The sequence below is a fragment of the Stieleria varia genome, from assembly GCF_038443385.1.
Classification (GTDB): domain Bacteria; phylum Planctomycetota; class Planctomycetia; order Pirellulales; family Pirellulaceae; genus Stieleria; species Stieleria varia.
On sequence record NZ_CP151726.1, the window covers coordinates 7,402,501 to 7,423,510 of the forward strand.

Genomic DNA, 21,010 nt, shown 5'->3' on the forward strand with positions numbered 1-21,010 from the left:
CTTTGCATTCGCAACTTTGCCATCAGGCCATCCTGCCGCGTGCCTTCTCTCATCACTCCTTCCCCCCTGACTGTGAGATCATCGTCGATGCACTCCGCTTCCGACTCGCGACAGTACAACTCCCGGCTGGGGTTGATTCTGTTTGCGATTTATCTATCGATTTACCTGGGTTTTGTCGTCCTCAGCGCCTTCGCATCGGGTGTGATGGAAAAGCGAGTCCTGATGGGCTTGAACCTGGCGATCGTGTACGGTTTCGCGTTGATCATTGGCGCGTTTGTGATGGCGATGATCTACGGGCTGATGTGCCGCAGCGAGCCGATCCCAAGCACCAAGCCGATCTCAGGCGTTAAGCCCAACCCTGACGTCAATGCGGCAGGAAAGACGAGCACCGCCAACGAGGAGGCTCAGTCATGATCTATGAACCATCGGTCATCGCCGTCGTCGTCTTCTTTGTGTTCGTCGGTGCCACGGTCGGATTGAGTTTCTTTCTCGGTCGCAAGGCCAAATCATCCGAAGGCTATTTCGCTGCTCACGGGCAGATCCCCTGGGCGGTCAACGGGATCGCTTTTGCTGGGGACTATCTGTCCGCGGCATCGTTCCTGGGCATTTGCGGAATGATTGCCAATTACGGCTACGACGGATTTCTGTACTCGATCGGCTTCTTGGCAGGCTGGATCGTTGCCTTGTTCGTGATCGCCGAGCCGATGAAACGTTTGGGCAAGTTCACCTTTGCCGATGCACTGGATTCCCAGTTTGATTCTCGGGGCATCAAAGCGGCTGCGGGGATCAGCACGCTGGTCGTCAGCGTGTTTTATCTGATTCCCCAAATGGTCGGCGCCGGGTCGTTGATTCAACCGCTGTTGGGGTTTCCGCATTGGGTCGGTGTTGTTCTGGTCGGGATCGTGGTGATCACGATTGTCGTCACCGCAGGCATGGTCTCGACGACATGGGTGCAATTCCTGAAAGGGTCGCTGCTGGTGATCTTCAGTGCCGTGCTGGTGGTGCTGTTGCTGATGCGAGGTTTTGTCGCCGAGCCGGACAGGTTTCGCGAGCTGGGACCGATGCCGGTCGCTGATCTGCAGAATGAAACGGTCGGCGGCTTGAAAGTGATCCAGGTGACCGACGGTTGGGAGTCGGTTCCACAGTTCGTGCGACTGCAGCGCGACGGCCAATCGGGATACGACATCTATGACGTCGTCCCGTCGAATGACCAGGAAACCGAAGTCGTTCTGCGTCAAGCACAGGCGGTCACGAAAACATCCGACGGCATTCTGATCAATGGCGCACCACGCGGCGTCGGTGAGCGAGAGCAACTCCTGCAGCCGGTGGGGACGATTTCCCGATTGCCTGACGGAGAAAGCGAGTCTGGGCCGCTCGGTCCCGTCGAGTTCTTCAACACGCTCAACGACAGTGAACTGATCTTGTGGAGAAACACAACGGTCGCGCACGCTGACGGCACCAAGACCGTGGTTCACTTTCAAAAACCCACGGCGGGCAGCGAAGTGCTGCGTCCGGGCGAGCATCCCAAGTTTGCCGGGATTCGCGGCGATGCGCTGATCGGCAAGCTCGATTTTCTCTCGCTGATGTTGGCGTTGTTTTGCGGAACCGCATCCTTGCCGCACATTTTGATTCGCTACTACACGGTCAAAGACGGTGCGGCGGCAAGGAAGAGCACGATCGTGGGCATCGCGAGCATTGGGTTCTTTTATGTGTTGACGTTGTTCTTGGGGCTCGGTGCCATGACCAGCGGCGCGATGGACTTGACCGACACCAACATGGCGGCACCTTTGCTGGCACGCAGCATCAGCACATGGCTGTTCGCGATCATTTCAGCGATTGCGTTCACAACCGTGTTGGGAACCGTCAGCGGTTTGATCTTGGCCAGCAGTGGCGCCGTGGCGCACGATTTGTTGACCGGCGTAATGGGCATCAAGATGTCCGGTGAAATGCAAGTCCGCGTGGCGAAGTTTGCTGCGGTGGTGGTGGGCGTGATCGCGATTGCGTTGGGGATCCTGTTCCGTGAGCTCAACGTCGGCTATTTGGTCGGCTGGGCATTCAGTGTTGCCGCCAGTGCGAACTTGCCAGCCCTGGTCATGCTGTTGTTCTGGAAAGGCACGACGCGACAAGGAATCATTGCCAGCGTGTTGGTCGGCATGATCAGTTCGCTGGGCTGGATTTTGTTGTCCGCGGGAACGTACAAGAGCGTCTACGGCCTGGACCCGTCGACGGCAATGACACCGTTTGATCAACCTGGGATCGTGACGATTCCGTTGGCATTCGTGACGTTGATCGTGGTGTCTTTACTGACGCATTCTGATCGTGTGGCGGTGAATGCGGAGTAGGTGTGCTTAGAGTCGGCGCCAGATGGCGCGTTGGCGGTCTGGGCCGGCGGCGGCCGTGATGGCTTGCCACTGATTGGCGACTTCACTCAACGCTTCTGCCGGTTTTGCTTGGCCGTCCAAGCAACGGACCACCTGAGACTCCAACGCGTCGAAATACTTGCCGCCGTCGATCAGTTGCAATCCGGGGCGCACGAGAGAAGTTCTCAATCGATCGGCAAGCCAGCGGTTGTATCCAGAAACATTGACCGCTGTGGCCTGCGTCGAAGTGCGTGACGGCGTCATGGAGCTCATTTGCCCCAGCATGGCGTCACGATTTTCACCGCCGGAGATCCAGGAGAGGAACTGTCTGGACACCCGCGTTTGACGACACGCGTTGCTGATCGATGCTACCGGCGAGAGTGAGTCAAGCAGGACTCGTGGAGATTGCAACTCGCTCGGCAAATCGCTGGCGGTGATGTCCAGCTCTATCTTTGCAACATCAGTGGCTGCTGAATTTGGATCTGCAGAGTCTGGATCGGATGCCTGTCCGGCCCAATCCGATCGAGCTTTCGCGGGCTGAAAACCGATACCGCCCTTCAGTTCCCCCGACCGCAGCGCCGTCCAGATTTCGGCGGACGTCTTGCGTTGCCCTTGATAGAGTCTTGCTGTGTCGAGCATCTGAGAGAGCACATTGATGTAGGGCTCGGTGTTGATCAGCGGTGAGACATCGTTTCGATCAAACAGCCAAGTATCCAGTACCGTCGAGGCGGCACGCTGCAGGAACGAGGACGCCGCCCAACCTTCGGCGAGAGGCTCGGCGGCCTTGCCATCGAGCGTCTGGACCCAATCGTGATAGTCCGACCACGTCGGCAGCTCATCGACTTCCTCGACAGACAACAACGCGGGCACTTTGGAGCCCAGCGAGACGGCAAAATACTGGTCGGCAAATCGACATGCTCCGCTGATCAGCGCGGGATAGGTCTTGCCCAGCTCGGTTTCATAGTCGTCGAACGACTCGTCCGTTTCGGCGACAATGTGCTCACTGGCGGCCAACTGACTCATGACGATCAGCGGATAGATTGCAACGTCGATCGATGCCAGTTTGTCCGAGACGATTTGGCCGATCCCTGACAAACGGGAACGATCCGCAGCGACCACGGTCACGTCCAGCGGCACCGGTGACAGTGCCCCCCAGCCTCTGCGTACTGCCTCTGCCTCGCTGTCGCTACCAACCAGCAGTAACCGCAGGGGAACGTCGGTACGTGTCTCGCGAGTCGTTTCGGTAGGCGATTCCGTGGGGCGATGACCGCAGCCCACGGTCGCCGTCGCGGCAGCCACGCCCAGCATCCATTCCCGCCTGCCGATTGAGGTCTCGTGTTTCATTTGCAAAAGGAGTCGTGTATCAGCAGTGTGGGAGAGGGGGAGTTCGACTGCGGTGTGCTACGCACTATATTGGCCGACTGTTCGCTCGCGTCTAAGCCCTCATTCTCCCCCACTTCATTCGAATCATCACCATGAGTCACTACATCGGAATCGACGTCGGAACCAGCGGAACCAAGACGCTCTTGATCGAAGCGGGGGGGCGTGTGGTCGCCGAAGCCGATGCGAACTACCCGCTGCATCAGCCGCAACCCGGATGGACCGAGCAGGACCCCGAGGACTGGTGGCGGGCAACGGTAAAGACGGTCCGCGCGGTCATGAAAGCGTCGGGGCTGAAACCGGAGGCCGTCAAAGCGATCGGGCTCAGTGGGCAGATGCACGGCAGCGTTTTCTTGGACAAAGATCAAAATGTGATCCGTCACGCGTTGCTGTGGAACGATCAAAGGACCGCCGCCGAATGCGACGAAATCACATCCTCCGCCGGCGGCAGAAAAGCGTTGATCAAGATGGTCGCCAACCCCGCGTTGACCGGATTTCAAGCACCCAAGATCCTCTGGCTGAGAAACAACGAGAAGCGAAATTTTGATCGCTTACGCACGGTGTTGTTGCCCAAGGACGAGATCCGTCGACGCCTGACCGGTGAACTTGTCACGGAAGTCAGTGATGCAAGCGGCACGCTGTTGCTCGATGTGGTCAAACGTCAATGGTCCAAGAAACTGCTTTCAAAATTGGACTTGGACCCGGGGCTGTTGCCCGCCGTGGTGGAGAGCGATGAAGTCACAGGCACACTGACGCCCGCGGTCGCCAAACAACTGGGGTTGTCAACCGATTGCAAAGTCGTTGGTGGTGCCGGTGATTGCGCTGCAGGCGCCGTCGGTAACGGCGTGGTGAAAAAAGGAGTCCTGAGCACATCCATCGGAACCAGTGGCGTGATGTTCGTTCACAGCGACGAGCCCCAGTACGATGCCGCCGGTCGGCTTCACACGTTCTGTCACGCGGTCAATGGCAAATGGCACATGATGGGCGTCAACTTGACCAGCGGAGGTTCGCTGCAATGGTGGGTCGAGTCCGTCCTGCAAGGACTCGCCGGACTTTCTGGCAAAAAGACATATGCGGCCGCGACAGCGGAAGCAGAAAAGATCGCAGCGGGTAGCAATGGACTGCTGTTCTTGCCGTATCTCAACGGCGAGCGAACACCCCACGCCGATCCCAATGCGCGAGGTGCGTTTGTCGGTTTGAACCTGACACATGATCGCGGTGCAATGACACGTAGTGTCATGGAAGGCATCACGTTCGCGCTGCGTGACTCGCTGGACATCATCCAGTCACTCGACGTACCCGTTGGCGAAATCCGAGCATCAGGAGGCGGCAGCAGGAATCCATTCTGGCGTCAGATGCAGGCGGACGTGTTCGGCAAGAAAATCACCACCCTGACGGTGGAGCAAGGCCCGGCGTTCGGCGTCGCACTGCTGGCGGCGGTCGGCGACGGTGCTTACAAAGACATCCAATCGGCATGCAATGCGACCATCGAGGTGGCCAGTCAAACGACTCCTGACAAAGATGCGGTCAAGCGATACGACAAACTGTTTCCGATCTACCGTCGCCTCTACCAAGACCTCGCCGAGTCGATGGGCGAACTGGCGTGCTACCAAGCCGGAAACTGATCGATTTGGCGGTAGATTTCGCTGCGGGATTCCAGTGCGGGATCCCGGAAACTTTCACGCGTTTCTAATCATCGAGTCCTTATGCCTGCAGGCAGGACGCGTCCTGAGTCAGTAACTTGGAGATGGTCCGCAAACGAGTGAATCTCTATTACCAGCACGAAACGCAAGCGAGTGAACCTTCATTCAGTGCGTCAATTCACTCGCTTGCGTTTCGTGATGATATGATGCCCCAAATGGTCGCGACACCACGTTAAACAAAAACACGGAGACAATCGATGGACGCAATGGATGTTTTGGGAGCGTTGCTGGGGGCGCAAATCCGGCGGCGGTTCTGCCGGCGGTAATATCCTGAAAGATATTTTGGGTGGACAAGCACAAGCGGCGCCGTCGCCTCAGCCGCGTCGAGCACCCGAGCCGCGTCGAGCACCCGAGCCACAGCGAGCCAATCGCCCAAGGACCATCAGCGATGCGGCACAGAGCCTGGAGGATTTGCTGAACGTATCACACGAAGAACACACACAACGTCGGCAAGCTCCTGCTCCTAGCCCTACGCCTCAGCGAGTCCCGCAGCCAACGCCGCAACGTGCTCCCGCACCGCCGTCGCGCAAGCCGTTGCCCCCGCGCGAAACGCTCAATGAGCAGTCGGCCGTCTTAGTTCGAGCGATGATCGGCGCGGCCAAAGCCGATGGGCAAATCACGCAAGACGAGCAGCAGCAAATCATTGATCAGTTGGGGCACGTCGACGAATCGACCATCGAGTTCCTGCGTCAAGAGTTCTCGCGACCAATCGACGTTAAAGAATTGGCTTGGTCGGTTCCACTGGGAATGGAGGAGCAGGCCTACACGATTTCATTGATCGCCATTGATTTGGATGAAAACAAAGAGGCGCAGTACCTGGGTGATCTTGCCCACGGATTGCGTCTGCAACCAAGCGTGTGCAATTCGATCCATCGCAAGTACGGCGCTCCTGAGATTTTCCACGACTAGTAGTTGGCTCGGTCAAATCCCCGGTCATTCCATTTTTCTCGTTGTCCGCCCCCCCCCCCTTTCTCATCACGGCAACCTCCATGTCAGAACTACTAGACATCGTCGGACAGCATCTCGACCAAGACGCAATCGCAGCACTGAGCCAGTCGCTCGGAGCTGATCCGGATCAAACCGAGAAAGCGATCGGCGCCGCTCTGCCGACATTGCTGGGGGCACTGACGCGTAATGCCGAAAATGAACAAGGTCAGCAGCGACTACACCATGCCTTGGTTCGCGACCACGATGGATCCTTGCTGGACCAACTGGGCGACTGGTTTGCTCCCGGGCAAGCACCGGCGGGAGTGAACGAGAAAGCGACGCAGGGCAACGCGATTTTGGATCACATCTTGGGCAATCGAAAGGAACGTGTGGAAGAGGGCGTCAGCCGCGCGAGTGGCTTGACCGGCGGGCAGACCATGAAGCTGATGGTGATGCTAGCACCACTCTTGATGGGAGCACTTGGCAAACGAACACGAGACAAAGAGCTTTCGCCAGGCGGTTTGGGCGACTTGCTCAACAGCGAACGCAAAGAAGTGGAGTCGAAAACATTTGGGGGCGGTTTCATAGCCCGGATGTTTGATCAAGACGGTGACGGTGACTTTGACATGATGGACATCATGAAATTCGGGATGAGCCGATTCTTTGGCCGTAAGTCATGACAGGATGACTTCCAGCAGTGTTCAACTGTCGAACCAAGTGTCCTCTGGGCAACTGCGTTGGCAAATTCATCCCGGCAGGCGACAAAAACCGACCAAGTTGGACATTCTGGCGGTTTGCTCTTGGTAATCTCCTGCCAGGGAGGTACAGTTCTGCTGACCGGAAAGAAGTTGGATCGATTTCTGACTGGTTAAACTGGCCGAAATGGAACGAGAAACGAAGTTGAATTCAACTTGCGTGTTTCGGCTCAGCGAGATGTTTTGCTGATTAAGGTCTCAGCCTCTCGCTCCGACGAACGGAGATTCGTCAACTGCTGCTTACCATCGGTCGAGTGTACCGCTCTGGATTGCCGCTTGAGTTGTTTCGACAACGCCCCGATTTCGAGACTTTCTTGTTGTCCGAAATCCATGAGCATCGCTCTGGGTCGCTTAACCAATAGCCGACCAGGACACGCTGCCGAAAAACAACCGGTCCCATGGTGCGCATCAACCCGGCACGCTGCCAAAACAGCCGCCGTCTGAACGCCCAGGGTCTCTCAATCAACACCTTGTGTTCCGACAAGCGAGGCGATGATCGCTGCCCAAATGATGGGCCGATGATCGACGATCCCACCGCAGCCGGCATACAGAAAATCAAACAAAGCACAAAGAGCATGAGCACTTTTGAATCGATGGATCTGTTCGCACCCATCAAGCGAGCCCTGGCAGAAGAAAAATACGAAACTCCGACACCCATCCAGGCACAGACGATCCCCGCGGCGATCGAGGGACAAGACATTCTGGGATGCGCCCAAACCGGCACCGGCAAGACAGCCGCATTCGCTTTGCCGATCCTGGATTTCCTGGGGCATGAAAAGCCTCCGTTGTCGTCCAAACACGCGACAGCACTCGTGCTGGCACCCACGCGGGAATTGGCGATCCAGATCGGAGAAAGTTTCAAGGTCTACGGCAAACACATGCGGTTTCGCTCCGCATTGGTCTACGGCGGTGTCGGTCAAGCACAACAAGTCAAAGCCATGCGGACGGGCGTCGATGTCCTCATCGCCACACCCGGTCGTCTGCTCGATCTGATGCAGCAAGGACACATCAGTTTGGCCAACGTTGAGATCTTGGTTTTGGACGAAGCCGACCGGATGCTGGACATGGGATTCATGCCCGCGCTCAAAAAGATCATCGCCGAACTGCCCAAGGAACGTCAGTCGCTGTTCTTTTCGGCCACGCTGCCCCCCAAGATCCGCGAGTTGTCGCAAGAACTGCTGTTCAATCCGATCTCCGTCAACGTGACGCCCAAGACGACCAGCGTACAGCAAATCCAACAAAGTGTTCGAATCGTTCCACGTGGTGACAAAGTCGCGTTGTTGAGCAAGACGCTCAAGAGCCAAGGGGTCGATCAGACCATTGTCTTCACGCGAACCAAACACGGCGCCAATGCGTTGACTCGCAAGCTGGAGAAAGAGGGCATTGCAGCCGTTGCGATTCACGGAAACAAAACGCAAAACGCCAGACAAAAAGCCCTCGACGCGTTTCGCCGAAAGAAAGTCACCGTCTTGGTGGCAACCGACGTGGCCGCACGTGGTATCGACATCGATGGTGTTTCCCACGTCATCAACTTTGACATGCCCAACGAACCCGAGAGCTACGTACACCGAATCGGTCGCACCGGTCGTGCGGGAGCCGAAGGCGTTGCGATCTCATACTGCATGCCCGACGAACGCGAGATATTGCACGCCGTCGAAAGCTTGATCGGTCAAAAACTGACGATCGAAAACCCCGAAGTCAAATTTGTTTCGGGCAAGCCCGTCGCCACCGGTGGACAGACTCAGAGCCGCGGTCGCTCGGGAAACCGACGCAATAACTTCAAGTCATCCGGATTCAAGAAAGCCAAGAAAGCCGGTCACACCGGAGGCCCCACCGCTTACGCCAAAGACAGTGGCAAGCGTCGGCATAGGAGTGCCTCTGCGTAGTGAAAAGCCACCATTTCGTCTGACCCACACCGCCGACGCAGACGAGGCAGTCATCCGTCGCCGTCACATGTCGTCGCAATCGCTTGTTGACGGCTACAGGGTCAAACAGTCGTTCCTCGAAACTAGGGAGTATTTGTTATCGGAAAGAATCAAAACACCATCGTCAAACGTCAACGCGAAATGGAAAAACGGCGCAAAGCCGAAGACAAACGAACCCGGCGACTGCAGCGCAAAGAGGCCGAGTTGAATCCGCCACCGGTTGCCATCGTCGAATCAGATGAGACAGACGAGAACACCCTGTCCGACGAGTCCGATGCACCAGTCGACAACAACGAGTGACGCATTCCGTAGTGGACGAGGTCACGAGTCCCGTGCGATAGGACTCATCACCTCGTCCACTACGCCAGTAAAGCATCGCTGGTTGCTAAACCACACCAACACACACGCGGCGTTTTCCATCACGGTTAGCAATGCACACGGCGGCGAACTTCGGTTCGTCGACACAGGTCGCCCAGTCGGCGACACATTTGGCCCGTTATCGGTCGCACTGAGGAATGACCTTCCTCGGAGATAACACGGTTTTGAGAGACGCCCGCCGAATCACGTGAACGTTTCACGCGAACTGGCGGCGGGTACTACTATTTTTTTGAAGTGAACTGGATAGAGACAATGGAACAAGGCACCATCAAACGCATTACGGACAAGGGATTTGGATTCATCGCCACCGCTGGCAAGGACACTGATATGTTCTTTCACAGCTCATCGGTGCAAGGCATTGATTTCAATAGCTTGCGTGAAGGCCAAGACGTGACTTACACGATCGGACAAGGCCCCAAGGGTCCACGCGCTGAAAACGTGCAACTTCGCGACTAAGCGTCGCCAACGCCAAGGCTCCGCGATCAGATGCGTACCGAAACCGACTTCAACCATCAGGTCGGTACCGGGCCGGCCCAAAAACCGGCGTCTGACGCGAGCCTGTCTTGGCATCTCTCCTTCTTTTTGTCGTCACTCTACAGACGACTCTGGCGTGACAACTCCGCTCCTCGGCGGGCTTGGGCCGTTTTTTCCTGAAAACATCTGCCAACACACCACGCGAAATCATCCGCGACTCAAGCTAAACTGTGCGATTCGTCCTTGCACAGCTTTTGCGCCGCCCCCCCGGGTCTCATGTCCCAGCTATCGCTCCAAGACTATTGCAAAACCCTTCAGGCCAGCGGCTTGATTTCGGTTGATGCGATGCGTGAACGCTACAAGGTTTTTCGCGATATTTGCGACGGCGATCCCAAGTCAAAATCAGCACTCGCCTTCGCCGACTTTCTGCAGTCCGATGGCAAATTGACCGAGTGGCAAAATGAAAAACTGCTGCGGGGCAAATACCGCGGCTTGAAACTCGGCAAATTTCATATCCAGGATCTGCTCGGCGTCGGCGGCATGGGACGCGTTTTTCTAGCCGAAGATGAGATTCTGCAACGCAGGGTGGCGATCAAAGTCCTGCCCAGCGAGCGATGCCAGGAAAGCGATTCTCTGCAGCGGTTTTACTTGGAAGCGAGGGCATTGGCGCGACTGAATCACAACAACATCGTGCGTGTTCATGATGTCAGCGCAGAGGGTGCTCGACATTTCATCGTCATGGAGTACGTCGATGGAATCAACCTGTACAAGAAAATTCGCCGTGACGGTCCGTCCACACCACGCGAAGCAATTGATTTCGTTCGCCAGTCGGCGTCGGGGTTGCAGCACGCTCACGATGCGGGATTGATTCACCGTGATATCAAGCCGCCCAATTTGTTGCTCGATCTCGATGGCAACGTCAAGATTCTGGATCTCGGGCTGGCGCGATTGATGGCCGACGACGCGGAGAACGTGGAATCGGGAAACGGTAAAACCGTCGGCACAGCAGACTTCATGTCGCCTGAACAAACGCGTGGCCTCAGCGACGTGGATCACCGCACGGACATCTACAGCCTCGGTTGCACCCTGTTCTTCTTGCTCACCGGCCGACCACCATTCAAATCGAGATCGATCAAGCAGAAGCTGATGGCTCACCGCACCGAACTGCCACCGGCGATCAATCCGTTTCGTACCAAGAAAGGATTGCCAACGATCTCACCGGAGCTAGCGATCTTGTGTGGCCGCATGATGGCCAAACAACCGAGTGAACGATTTGAATCGGCTGCGGCGTTGATCGAGTCACTCAATGAACTGCCCGAAAAACAACACGAAGAACAACACGAGCAGCTTGACGAATCGGCTGAGATCGCAACCGACGAACAAAAACGAACGGGTTGGGACGATCCCTTTTGGGACGAGTGACGATCAAGTGCCATGCTGCTGGGAAAGTGATTCACCAGATTTCCCACAACTCAGCCAACTGACCCACGCCGTCAGTTGATAGACCCATTGGTCTTCAAAGTTGGAGACAGCTGCCGCGCCGGAAATCAACCGTAGCAGCAAGGGCGCGCACAGCAACAAATAAGTTTGCGTCGCCCAACGTCGATCGGAGATCATACGTGCCCGGCTTGCCTGCCACGCGGCGATCACCACGAACAGTCCCGTCAACATGCAATGAATCGCGAACCCGAGTCCCGCAACCGGTCCCGCATAAGCGTGTCCCGACATCGCCAATCCGCTGGGATTCACCCAGCAGAACGACGATCACGACCAACACACGTCCAGCCAACCGATGGGCACCACGGAAACGGGCACGTCCGCCGGAAATCATCAGGGCGGTGCTCAACAAGAACGCCAACGGGCTGAAAACAATGTGGGCGTAGAACGCGATGCGATACCAGCCGGTAAACGTTTCGCGTCGGCCCAGTAAGAAAGTCGACTCGAAGTCGGCGGGGAAATAGCCGCGGTACTCGTAAAGCATCACGAGCAGGATCTTGGCCATCAGCAAGCCGATGGCACACACCGCTAGCCTCATCAACTTGCGTCCTCGGCGAGAATCCGCATGCAGCATGTTCATCGAACAGAATCCGCCTTCCTGAGTTTCAGGCTCTAGCGTATCAGATTCTGTACGAAAGCAGGCTCATTTCGGTTCGGTCAAGCGTTCAGACGACACTCAGGTGGAGTGCCATGTATATTCTTTTCATGCAAACCGGACGACATCATTGCTCAGAATTCCGATAAAGTGACCAGCCAGCCACCAAGTAGATCAAGCGAATTTCAATCGTTCCAAAAGCGATTGCATGACGGCGATTCGGACGCAATCAAAGCGTTGTTTGATCAGTATTCGCAACGTCTGATTCACTTGGCGAGCAAAAACATTCACCCTGCGTTGCTGAAGCGATTTGATGGTGAGGACGTCGTCCAGTCCGTGTTTCGTAGTTTCTTTCGGCGTCAAGAACAGGGCGCGTTTCACATCGAGCACTCAGAAGAACTGTGGCAGCTCTTGGTGACTTTGACACTGTGCAAGACCCGCTCTCAAGCTCGCAAGCACACCGCAGAGAAGCGAGATGCCTCGGCGGACGTCGTGATTTCCGACGTCAATCAGATGTTCGACCGACAGCCTTCGCACGAGGACGCGTTGGCGCTCTGGGAGGAAATGGAGATGGTTTTGCAAGGACTGCCCGATCGCACCGCTGAAATCATTTCGATGCGACTGGAAGGTTTGAATCGTTCGGAAATCGCCAAGCAACTCAACCTGTCGCGACAAACCATTCATCGAATCCTGAAACTCGTCCAGGAGCGTATTAAACAGCGTTTTGAGCAATTCTCTGCATTCGATACCAAGGATTCTGAAAAAGAAAGCGATTCTGGTTGACACTTTTTTCCCTCACGGCGATGAGACCTTTAGAACCGGAATTCAATTCGATCTGTCCACGATCAATGCCTTGAACACCAGCGACTGGAGCTCTCATGTCATCAGCTGATCCACTGGCCGTCCTGGAGGTCACCGACCGGAATGAGTTGGAAGCTCTCATGATGGATTTTGACCAAACTTGGGAGCCGGACTCGCTGGGGGAATTTGGGCGGCGTGTCATCTCGCATCCAAACCCACAGTTCCGCGATCTTGCCCTGTCCGAATTGGTGAAAGTCGACTTGCAGCGGAGTTGGTCGGCAGGCAGCGGTCGCATGCTGGAAGCATATCTTGAGAAGTTTCCATTCCTCGGAAGCCAGGAATCGGTTGACGTCGATTTGATCGTTGCCGAATTTGAAGCCAGATATGCCGAAGCCAGATGCGGTGACGCCCAACCCAATGTCGAACCAGCTGTTCTTTTGAACAGTTACGAGTCTCGGTTTTCGAATCAGTTTCCGCAGTTCCAACAACTCGCTCGCCTCATTTTGACTTCGAGCGAGACCGATTCGTTGCTGGGTCTCAGAAAAGCTGAACCGGCACAAGCGTCGATCGATACCAGCCGTATCGATCCATTGCGAGATACCAAAACAAGCGTTCAAAAACGCAGAACGGTTGTTGACTTGCCCGCCGAGTTCGGTCGCTACCGAATCATCAAGGCATTGGGCGCCGGCGCGATGGGCAAGGTCTACCTTGCGCACGACAGCCAACTCGACCGTCAGGTTGCTCTCAAGACGCCCAGCTTTTCTGGTGGTGACGATAACGGCATGGTCACGCGATTTTATCGAGAAGCCCGTGCGGCGGCCAAGGTTCAACATCGAAACATTTGCCCCATCTATGACGTTGGTGAAATCGATGGACGACATTTCATTTCGATGGCGTTCGTCAAAGGGAGATGCATGTCGGAGTTCATCAGGCCTGACAAACTACCCCCAGCGAAAACGTCCGCGATTCTGGTCCATCGATTGGCCTTGGCGTTGGCGGAAGCACATCGTCACCAAGTCATCCATCGCGATCTGAAACCGGCCAACATCATGATCGACACCAAGCGTGAACCGATTGTGATGGACTTTGGCTTAGCCCGACAAATGGATGTTGAAAGCCGCGTCACCCAAAGCGGAATGGCTGTCGGCACTCCGGCTTACATGTCACCCGAACAGATCCGTGGCAGCTTGGAAGAAGTGGGGGCGACTGCGGACATCTATGCGTTGGGCGTCATCCTCTACGAATTGCTTACCGGCCAGTTGCCGTTTCGTGGGGCCATCGCGAAGGTGGTTTATAGCATCGTGCATGAAGAGCCCGTCGCACCCACGAAAATCCGTGGCGAGATCGATCCTCAGCTCGAATCGATCTGCGCCACGATGATGGCCAAGAATCGGAGGGATCGATTTCAGTCGATGAGCGATGTTGCTGAGGCGTTGAAAGGGTACCTAAAAGGTCCAAAGACAACGGTCGAGGCGGATGTCTCGACCGCAGAAAGTTCCAGCGATTCAGCCGCTGATTCAAATCTTGCACAACTGACCGAAACCGGTGCATTGAATGCCTTCTTCGCTGCTCAAGACCGCGAGAATCCGATCGCGACGATGATTGAGTCCGCCCCGGCAATACAAAAGGCGACAAAGACCGCGACGCCACAGCAGAAAGTAGATGCGGGATTTCGTGGGGGTGACCGTGGTCGCAAGTTCCTGCTCGCGTCCGGCTTCTTTGGCGGTTCGCTGCTACTGGGAATCATCATCTATTTCAAAGGCGGCAAAGTCGAATTGGATGAAAATTCGGATGCGGTGGTCAACGTTGATGACGCGGGGAATCTCACGATCAAGCCGGGGTCGGCTGAAACGAACCGTGACGTCGGCTCTCCCGAAAAAATCGCCGGCCCGGTCACCGCAGCCGATTCGACGCCATCTGCTAACGATCGTCAGCGTCCTCCGTTGTCAGTTGATTTGCAACTCGACTTGCTCAATGAGTGGCCGCATGCAGATGCCAACTCTGGGAATTGTTACTTGGCCTCCCTCGCTCCAAACGGACGCCGTCTCGCATTCCGAATCGGTGATGGCCCGCTGCAGATTTTTGACACTGCATCAGCACGTGACATTGCGGTTCCCCCAGAAATGCAGGATGCGATCTCAATTGCGTTTTCTGCTGATGGTCGTCTGGTTGCGACGGGACATGAGAACAAGAAGATTCGCTTGTGGGACGCCGAGTCGCTCGCTCCTGTTGGCGAACCTTTCGAGTCGCCGATCGAGCCGAGGGTCGCATGGGTCCATTTGTCTGCGGACGGATCGAAACTCATTGCCGTGGCAAATGACCGCGAAGTGAAGCTCAAGGGGATGTCAACTTTTCTCACTTGGGAGGTATCGACTCGCAAGTTGATCAGTCGTTTTCAGGCTGAAATGGCCGATCAAAACTATTCCAGTAGTATCGACGCTTCAGCCAACGCGCAGACGGTCGCGGTGAACAGCGTCCGAGACGGCGTGAGTCTATGGGATACGAGCACCGGAAAACGACTGCCGGTGACATTCAATTTCCCTGAGAACATCGCCAACACGAAACGTGTGACGGGAATGGACCTTTCAGCGGATGGTTCTCGGTTGGCGTACGGTGTGCTCAATGGTGCCCCTTCGTATGCTGCGATATTGGACACTTCGACCGGCGAGGAAATTTGGAATAGTGGCAAACAAGGCGGTCGTGTGCATGCGGTCCAGTTCTCTGCGGACGGCCAGTGGCTGGTGTCGACGGCAGGTCGGATCAACGCTCACCAGTTGAGTCTGTGGGACACCAAGACAGGAGCCGAGATAAAACGCTGGAGCTATCCGTTCGAATCAGACAGCGAACACGCGGACCGCGTCAAATTCCTTTCGTTTTCGGACGATGGTTCGCGGTTGATGCTTGCCGGCCCCTATATCCCCGTGGTCGTTTGGAAAATCAAATCGGCTGTACCAGTGGTTCAAACTCCGAAGCCTGCAGTTGTGAAGGAGTTGAACGAGTCGGCGCAGGATCAAATCGGGGCGGAATGAAATGGCCACCAGAACCAGATGACGACGATCTCGCACCAAACATTTAACGCGTCTGGTGCCCACCATCCAACCAGTCCCATCGCGATGCAGAAACAGTAATCCCTCGACAAGCCAATGAACCGAAAATCATCACGCGACACAGACGAAGAACCCGTCATTCAAACGGTCGCCGAGCCGTTGCAGCAATTCTTGCAAAAGCAGGCTTTGCCGCAAACGCCACCGAAGAACGTTTCGGCCGCCGAGACCTCGCAGTCACCACAGGTGCGCGCATTCCGCCCCACCAATCGCCAGCCCTTGGCCCTATTGACGATTCTTGATGACGGCAGTCGAGATGAAGGTGAAACGGTTCGACTGCGTGATTCCAAGTTCACGATCGGTCGTGAGAAAGGCGATCTAGTCATTCCGTTTGATAGCGACATTTCTGGTCAGCACGCAGAACTACGTTGTCAAAAACAGAAGGGGCGTTTCCGCTGGTATTTGATTGACCGCAAAAGCACGAACGGGACGTTCGTCCGCGCATTCCGTGCATCGCTCTCTCGCGAAAGTGAACTCGTCCTCGGCGGTCGCCGATACCTCTTTCAGCTACCCGAAACTAGTGTCGAAGCCACGGAGACAGAAGCTCTGCAGACCAATGCGTATCGAGCGCCGACTCGCACCATGCTGGAACAATTTGTCCCGCGGCTGACCGAGGCCGGAACCGGCGAGAAGAACTCACGCTCGTTCTCACTTGGAGGCAACGAGATCTTTCTTGGTGGAGATCCTCGCTGCCAAATTGCGATCGAAGACGATCCGTTCATCAGTCCCAAACACGCCCGTCTGTACCAAGACGAAACGGAACGATGGATGATTGAAGACCAGAAATCATTGAACGGCATCTGGATTCGAGTCAAAAAATTCCCAATCGACAAACAAACGGAATTTCAACTCGGACAGCAACGTTTTCGCTTCCAGCCCAATGTTGCCTAAACAACCTCATTGAAAGAATGGAACACAGAACATGCCTCAGCAATCCTGGACGATTGGATCCGACTCATCCTGTGACGTTGTTGTCAACAACTCGACCGTTTCTAGCCAACATTGTCGGCTTGTTTCCGATGGTAGTGAATTGACTCTGACGGATCTTGGTTCGACCAACGGCACGTTTGTCAACGGAAAACGCCTCTCGGGACTAAGCAAAATCTCTACAACGGATCGAATCACACTCGGTCAAACACTGCCAATGCCTTGGCCAGAAAGTCTAAACTTCGTCGATGCCAGGCCGCTGGTGAATCCGTCGAGATCAAATCGCTCGGCCAAGACACCGCAGATCATCTCACTGGGCCGAGGATCCGACAACACCGTTGTTCTGAGCGGATCGAACATCTCCACGCATCACGCGCGGATGCTCGTCAATGACGCCGAAATCGTGATTGAAGATCTCGGGTCGACGAATGGTACTTCGATCGGAAAAGTTGAGAACAAGATCAGTCGCGCCATCGTTCAAGAGTCTGATACGGTTTTCCTCGGCTCCATCGCGTATCAAGTCTCTGATTTGCTCAGTCGATCGGAACCTAATTCTGTCGCTCCAATGAACCGTGGAACGAACTCAGCTCAGCCAGAAAATGTAAAATCCAATCGCACCGTCGTATTCGCGGCACTCGCGTGCAGTGCGTTACTGGTCGTTATGATCGGTTGGTTGGCAATGCGGAATCGAGGCATCTCGCAAACGGAGCCATCCGAGATGCTGATGACTGCGTCAGCGATGCCGGAATCGGAGGACACCAAAATTCCATCTGCAACAATGAGTGCAGAAAACGTCGAGATTCAGTCGGTGACTGAATCTGCTGAAGTCGGACTGTCGCCCGAGGAAGTATCGCCCGAGGAAGCATTGTCGCGGTCGATATTCTTGATCGTTTGCGCGGATACTGAGCGCGAGACTCCATTTCGCGTCGGCACCGGCTTTGCGATTGATTCCGAGAGCATCGTGACCACGGCAGCCGTGATCCAAGCGATGCGAAGTTTGCAACAGGACGGTTACCCCGATGCATTTTTGTTCTCACCCGCAACCGATAGTGAATTGGAAATCGCGTCCGTCACCACCCACCCGCAGTTCGAGTCTGCCGATAAAGTAGCACGGGAGGCACAGCAGGAACACGACACGATCTTTGATCAGTTGGAATCACAACCGCCCAACCCAGAAGCGTTCGAGAGCGTCAAGGATCGCTTGGTCGCGGCACGTATCAAAGCGTTGGAGGCGATTGATCAAAAGACGACTTACGATGTTGGGATCTTAAGAGCGAGTCGGCCAGTGTCGCATTGGTTGCCCGAGGCAGATGTCGACATCAAACTACGGGCGAATCAAAAGCTGAACGTCGCCGGCTTTGCGTTTGATATCGAAGACCCGTACTTTGATCGTACGGCTCCCATTGAACTTTCGACGATTGCAAGCCGCTTTGGCAGGCTGGTAAAATCGACTGAAGGTTCGACGAATCGTATCGTCGCCAAGGGAATTGCCCAGCAGAATGACCTTGCCTACCTTGGCAGCCCCGTGATGAACGCCACGGGGCAAGTCGTGGGAATCTATTCGCGACCGACACCGCCGATGGCGGAGAGTGCATTGGCCCCCGATCCATCGTTCGATGCTCCATTGATCCAGCGTGTACTTGAATGTCTGCATCCGTAATTGAGTTTACTTGAGAGCTTTCGGAGAATCCAAATGACCAAGAACACCATCACGGTATGCCTTCTGTGTCTTGTGGCCGCACACGGGGCGATGGCTCAGGATGTCGTTGTTGTCGACCCCGTTTATCGATATCCGACTCGAGTCCGCTGGGCGGTCTACGACCCGTACTATGCGGTCACCTCGCGAATCTATGCACAAGCAGATTTGATTCGCGCACAAGGCGACGCGGCCGTTGATTTTGCACATGCACGAAACCTGCACGCGGACGCGTACAGCAAGGAATTGGACAACTGGAAAAAGGAGCTGCGCATCTATTGGGAACGCAAAACGCTTGCCGAACAAAAGAAACTCGAGCTGGACCAGGTTCGTCAAATCGCTCGGATGAAGTACTTGAATGATCAAAAATGGCAAAACAGCCGTTTGTGGGATCGATTAAAGAACCATTCCGAGCTCAGTGGGCCCAACATCCGCAACGGTAGCGCTCTGAATTTCATGCTCGCTCGAATTGCCGCATCATCATTGCCCTATCAATTTGATCCCAAAACCAGCCGCTACAGCGAAGAAGCGCTGCGGCAGCTGGATCTCAATGACGATCTGCTTTCGCACATCACGTTGGCACAGGGACCATTCAAGTTTTCAGCGAGTCAGACGGTTGACGGTACCATCAGCCTGTGGCCCTACATTCTACGCTGGGAAGACTTTGAGACCACTCGTTCGGCGTTTGAGGCAGCTCGTCTGGCGGTCGTGAAGGAATCAGAAGCCAGCGGGCAGGCGTCCGTGGAAAGCATCCAGCGAATGGAAGCGTCACTCATGAAACTGACGAACGAATTTCACAGTTCGCAGAAAGTCAGACAGTGGGTCAAGCAACGCAATCGCTTCACGCACTTCTATTCGGGAGATCGATTTTTGCAGGAATTGGATCGTGAGATCTTGCAGCTTGAAAAATCAGGCGACATTCGTCCGCTGAGCGGGCAAAGCGGATATGACCCGAAAATCGATGCCGATCACGTCGTCGGCTTGCTTTGTTTCATGAACCGCAACGGTGTCGAATTTGCGCCGGCAAAACCCGGCAGCGAGTTTGCCTATCACAATCTATTCGTTCTGATGCGTGGCTTGTACTTGACCGTTGCGGAAGACGACGAATCACTCCAACCCGAGAATCTTGGAGAACTCGCCAAGTAGATCGCCGTATCTGTTGATTTCAAATTCGCCGTCGCTGATCAGGACGTCGCGACCGCTTGTTTTTGTTCTTCGGCGTGGATCATCTGAGACAGGATATCCTTGAGCGATACTCGGATGTCCCAGTCGGGATAATCGCGGCGAAGTTTGGCGAGGTTGCTGATGTAGCAGATGTGGTCGCTTTTTCGATTGTTGTCACCGAGGGAGAAATCGACTTTGTGTCCACCGATCTCTTCGATCATCGTGATGCACTCCAAGACGCTCGCCGCGTTGTCGCGACGACCGCCAATGTTGTACACCTCGCCGGGGCGCGGATTCTTAGAGAACGCTTCAAACGCTTTGACCACGTCGCTGCATTCGATCTGATCGCGAACCTGCTTGCCTTTGTAGCCAAAGATCGTGTACGGCTTGCCGGTCACAGCGACGTGCACGAGATAGCTAAGAAACCCGTGCAATTCCACGCCGCTGTGGCTGGCACCGGTCAGGCGATAAGTTAGAACTCGAGCGCGAATGACCGTTCGCAAGCTTTTTTGCCAACCGAAATCTCCTCGATCTGTGGATTCTAGAATAGTGCCTGATTATCAAGTTGACGTATTGGGTCTCGACCTGGACGGCGTGATCACCGACGCTCCCGGATTTTTCTCCGCCTGGACTCACGCCTGGCCCGGCAAGGTGATTGTGATTACGTATCGCCGCGATCGAGCGAAGGCGATTGCGGATTTGGAGGAGCGGAACATTCGTTATGACGACGTGGTTCTGGTCGATCGATTTGAAGCCAAGGCGGAAGTGATCGCCGAGTACGGTGTCACGATCTACGTCGATGATCAACCGGAAATGCTCAAGCACATTCCCGCAGGAGTGCAGGTGATGCTATTTCGCAATGAGGGCAACTACGATTTCGATGACCGCCGCTGGATGTTCAGCGGCGCTACGGGAAAGCAGGTATGCTGATACGACAGCAACTCTTCCAAAGTACGCGAAAAGGGGAAGGGGGTTTTAAAACAGGTTCTTCCGGGACGAGTGATAATGTCGATGAGTTCAATACGGTAAAGGGCCCCCGCGTGATCCAAGCAAAGTACGGTCGCCCGCGCTATTGGATGATGTATGTATTGGCGGCATGCTTTTCCGTGCTCCTGCTCGGCTGCGGGCATGAGTCTCCGCGTAAAGACTTGCTTGGCGCAACGCGGCATGAATTTGATATTCATTGGCCACCGCGTGATCCCAATTCGGAACGCCCGACCAATACGCCACCTCTTTTGCGGGGAAACGTCTGCTTGGAAGAATCTTCACAAATTGGACCGAGACGCGCTCTTCAAATCACCGTTGCGATCAATCGACCATCCAC

The 21,010-nt window shown here is 55.3% G+C and carries 18 protein-coding genes; 15 read left to right on the forward strand and 3 right to left on the reverse strand.

Going from position 1 to position 21,010, the window contains the following annotated elements:
* The first annotated feature begins 87 nt into the window (after window positions 1–87).
* Together Pla52nx_RS24870 and Pla52nx_RS24875 are read left to right on the forward strand one after the other, a co-directional pair.
* Window positions 88–414: a DUF485 domain-containing protein gene (locus Pla52nx_RS24870; protein WP_146520415.1), complete on the forward strand. Its 327-nt coding sequence runs from the start codon at window positions 88–90 to the stop codon at window positions 412–414.
* A complete protein-coding gene (locus Pla52nx_RS24875) occupies window positions 411–2,342 on the forward strand; it encodes a cation acetate symporter (protein ID WP_146520414.1) in 1,932 nt (643 codons plus the stop codon). The genes Pla52nx_RS24870 and Pla52nx_RS24875 overlap by 4 nt, the downstream gene beginning before the upstream one ends.
* 6 nt (window positions 2,343–2,348) lie before the next feature.
* Here Pla52nx_RS24875 and Pla52nx_RS24880 read toward each other — a convergent pair whose 3' ends face one another.
* The gene (locus Pla52nx_RS24880; protein ID WP_146520413.1) at window positions 2,349–3,704 is read right to left on the reverse strand and encodes a hypothetical protein; all 1,356 of its coding nucleotides are present in this window, start codon (window positions 3,702–3,704) and stop codon (window positions 2,349–2,351) included.
* 131 nt (window positions 3,705–3,835) lie between these two features.
* Here Pla52nx_RS24880 and xylB point away from each other — a divergent pair, with 131 nt between their 5' ends.
* The 7 genes from xylB (at window position 3,836) to Pla52nx_RS24915 (ending at window position 11,324) form a co-directional block, all read left to right on the forward strand.
* The gene (xylB, locus tag Pla52nx_RS24885; RefSeq protein WP_146520412.1) at window positions 3,836–5,365 is read left to right on the forward strand and encodes a xylulokinase; all 1,530 of its coding nucleotides are present in this window, start codon (window positions 3,836–3,838) and stop codon (window positions 5,363–5,365) included.
* A 288-nt stretch (window positions 5,366–5,653) separates the two neighbouring features.
* Window positions 5,654–6,352: a DUF533 domain-containing protein gene (locus tag Pla52nx_RS24890; RefSeq protein ID WP_342190253.1), complete on the forward strand. Its 699-nt coding sequence runs from the start codon at window positions 5,654–5,656 to the stop codon at window positions 6,350–6,352.
* 80 nt (window positions 6,353–6,432) lie between these two features.
* The gene (locus Pla52nx_RS24895) at window positions 6,433–7,050 is read left to right on the forward strand and encodes a DUF937 domain-containing protein (RefSeq protein WP_146520410.1); all 618 of its coding nucleotides are present in this window, start codon (window positions 6,433–6,435) and stop codon (window positions 7,048–7,050) included.
* A 593-nt stretch (window positions 7,051–7,643) separates the two neighbouring features.
* Window positions 7,644–9,011, forward strand: coding sequence for a DEAD/DEAH box helicase (locus Pla52nx_RS24900; protein ID WP_342190254.1), 1,368 nt, complete (start codon window positions 7,644–7,646; stop codon window positions 9,009–9,011).
* Between the two features lie 180 nt (window positions 9,012–9,191).
* Entirely contained in the window at window positions 9,192–9,350 is a 159-nt protein-coding gene (locus Pla52nx_RS24905; RefSeq protein WP_197454639.1) for a hypothetical protein, read from the forward strand.
* Window positions 9,351–9,680: 330 nt separating this feature from the next.
* Window positions 9,681–9,884 carry a cold-shock protein gene (locus Pla52nx_RS24910; RefSeq protein ID WP_146520408.1) on the forward strand — a complete coding sequence of 68 codons (204 nt, stop codon included), beginning with the start codon at window positions 9,681–9,683 and terminating at the stop codon, window positions 9,882–9,884.
* 294 nt (window positions 9,885–10,178) lie between these two features.
* The gene (locus Pla52nx_RS24915; protein ID WP_146520407.1) at window positions 10,179–11,324 is read left to right on the forward strand and encodes a serine/threonine protein kinase; all 1,146 of its coding nucleotides are present in this window, start codon (window positions 10,179–10,181) and stop codon (window positions 11,322–11,324) included.
* A 3-nt stretch (window positions 11,325–11,327) separates the two neighbouring features.
* Here Pla52nx_RS24915 and Pla52nx_RS33020 read toward each other — a convergent pair whose 3' ends face one another.
* A complete protein-coding gene (locus tag Pla52nx_RS33020) occupies window positions 11,328–11,630 on the reverse strand; it encodes a DUF2306 domain-containing protein (RefSeq protein ID WP_146520406.1) in 303 nt (100 codons plus the stop codon).
* Between the two features lie 568 nt (window positions 11,631–12,198).
* Here Pla52nx_RS33020 and Pla52nx_RS24925 point away from each other — a divergent pair.
* From Pla52nx_RS24925 to Pla52nx_RS24945, 5 genes are all read left to right on the forward strand, one after another.
* A complete protein-coding gene (locus tag Pla52nx_RS24925) occupies window positions 12,199–12,777 on the forward strand; it encodes an RNA polymerase sigma factor (RefSeq protein WP_197454638.1) in 579 nt (192 codons plus the stop codon).
* A 95-nt stretch (window positions 12,778–12,872) separates the two neighbouring features.
* Complete coding sequence (locus tag Pla52nx_RS24930; RefSeq protein WP_146520404.1) at window positions 12,873–15,824, forward strand: WD40 repeat domain-containing serine/threonine protein kinase; 2,952 nt, start codon at window positions 12,873–12,875, stop codon at window positions 15,822–15,824.
* A gap of 114 nt (window positions 15,825–15,938) precedes the next feature.
* On the forward strand, window positions 15,939–16,790 hold the full coding sequence (locus tag Pla52nx_RS24935) for an FHA domain-containing protein (protein ID WP_146520403.1): 852 nt from the start codon (window positions 15,939–15,941) through the stop codon (window positions 16,788–16,790).
* Window positions 16,791–16,821: 31 nt separating this feature from the next.
* The gene (locus Pla52nx_RS24940; protein WP_146520402.1) at window positions 16,822–18,486 is read left to right on the forward strand and encodes an FHA domain-containing protein; all 1,665 of its coding nucleotides are present in this window, start codon (window positions 16,822–16,824) and stop codon (window positions 18,484–18,486) included.
* Between the two features lie 33 nt (window positions 18,487–18,519).
* The gene (locus Pla52nx_RS24945) at window positions 18,520–19,668 is read left to right on the forward strand and encodes a hypothetical protein (RefSeq protein ID WP_146520401.1); all 1,149 of its coding nucleotides are present in this window, start codon (window positions 18,520–18,522) and stop codon (window positions 19,666–19,668) included.
* A 38-nt stretch (window positions 19,669–19,706) separates the two neighbouring features.
* On the opposite strand, the gene Pla52nx_RS24950 is transcribed toward Pla52nx_RS24945, so the two are convergent.
* Complete coding sequence (locus tag Pla52nx_RS24950) at window positions 19,707–20,189, reverse strand: NAD-dependent epimerase/dehydratase family protein (protein ID WP_231742015.1); 483 nt, start codon at window positions 20,187–20,189, stop codon at window positions 19,707–19,709.
* Between the two features lie 46 nt (window positions 20,190–20,235).
* Between Pla52nx_RS24950 and Pla52nx_RS24955 the strand changes: the two genes are divergently transcribed.
* Window positions 20,236–20,616: a hypothetical protein gene (locus Pla52nx_RS24955; protein ID WP_146520400.1), complete on the forward strand. Its 381-nt coding sequence runs from the start codon at window positions 20,236–20,238 to the stop codon at window positions 20,614–20,616.
* Window positions 20,617–21,010 lie beyond the last annotated feature (394 nt).

What these genes read in the sequence shown, in the direction of transcription:
- Pla52nx_RS24905 (WP_197454639.1), top strand. Translation starts at nt 9,192, where the DNA reads ATGGAAAAACGGCGCAAAGCCGAAGACAAACGAACCCGGCGACTGCAG.
- Pla52nx_RS24875 (WP_146520414.1), top strand. Translation starts at nt 411, where the DNA reads ATGATCTATGAACCATCGGTCATCGCCGTCGTCGTCTTCTTTGTGTTC.
- Pla52nx_RS24890 (WP_342190253.1), top strand. Translation starts at nt 5,654, where the DNA reads ATGTTTTGGGAGCGTTGCTGGGGGCGCAAATCCGGCGGCGGTTCTGCC.
- Pla52nx_RS24880 (WP_146520413.1), bottom strand. Translation starts at nt 3,704, where the DNA reads ATGAAACACGAGACCTCAATCGGCAGGCGGGAATGGATGCTGGGCGTG.
- Pla52nx_RS24895 (WP_146520410.1), top strand. Translation starts at nt 6,433, where the DNA reads ATGTCAGAACTACTAGACATCGTCGGACAGCATCTCGACCAAGACGCA.
- Pla52nx_RS24930 (WP_146520404.1), top strand. Translation starts at nt 12,873, where the DNA reads ATGTCATCAGCTGATCCACTGGCCGTCCTGGAGGTCACCGACCGGAAT.
- Pla52nx_RS24900 (WP_342190254.1), top strand. Translation starts at nt 7,644, where the DNA reads ATGATCGACGATCCCACCGCAGCCGGCATACAGAAAATCAAACAAAGC.
- Pla52nx_RS24940 (WP_146520402.1), top strand. Translation starts at nt 16,822, where the DNA reads ATGCCTCAGCAATCCTGGACGATTGGATCCGACTCATCCTGTGACGTT.
- Pla52nx_RS24910 (WP_146520408.1), top strand. Translation starts at nt 9,681, where the DNA reads ATGGAACAAGGCACCATCAAACGCATTACGGACAAGGGATTTGGATTC.
- Pla52nx_RS24945 (WP_146520401.1), top strand. Translation starts at nt 18,520, where the DNA reads ATGACCAAGAACACCATCACGGTATGCCTTCTGTGTCTTGTGGCCGCA.
- Pla52nx_RS24935 (WP_146520403.1), top strand. Translation starts at nt 15,939, where the DNA reads ATGAACCGAAAATCATCACGCGACACAGACGAAGAACCCGTCATTCAA.
- xylB (WP_146520412.1), top strand. Translation starts at nt 3,836, where the DNA reads ATGAGTCACTACATCGGAATCGACGTCGGAACCAGCGGAACCAAGACG.
- Pla52nx_RS24870 (WP_146520415.1), top strand. Translation starts at nt 88, where the DNA reads ATGCACTCCGCTTCCGACTCGCGACAGTACAACTCCCGGCTGGGGTTG.
- Pla52nx_RS24915 (WP_146520407.1), top strand. Translation starts at nt 10,179, where the DNA reads ATGTCCCAGCTATCGCTCCAAGACTATTGCAAAACCCTTCAGGCCAGC.
- Pla52nx_RS33020 (WP_146520406.1), bottom strand. Translation starts at nt 11,630, where the DNA reads ATGTCGGGACACGCTTATGCGGGACCGGTTGCGGGACTCGGGTTCGCG.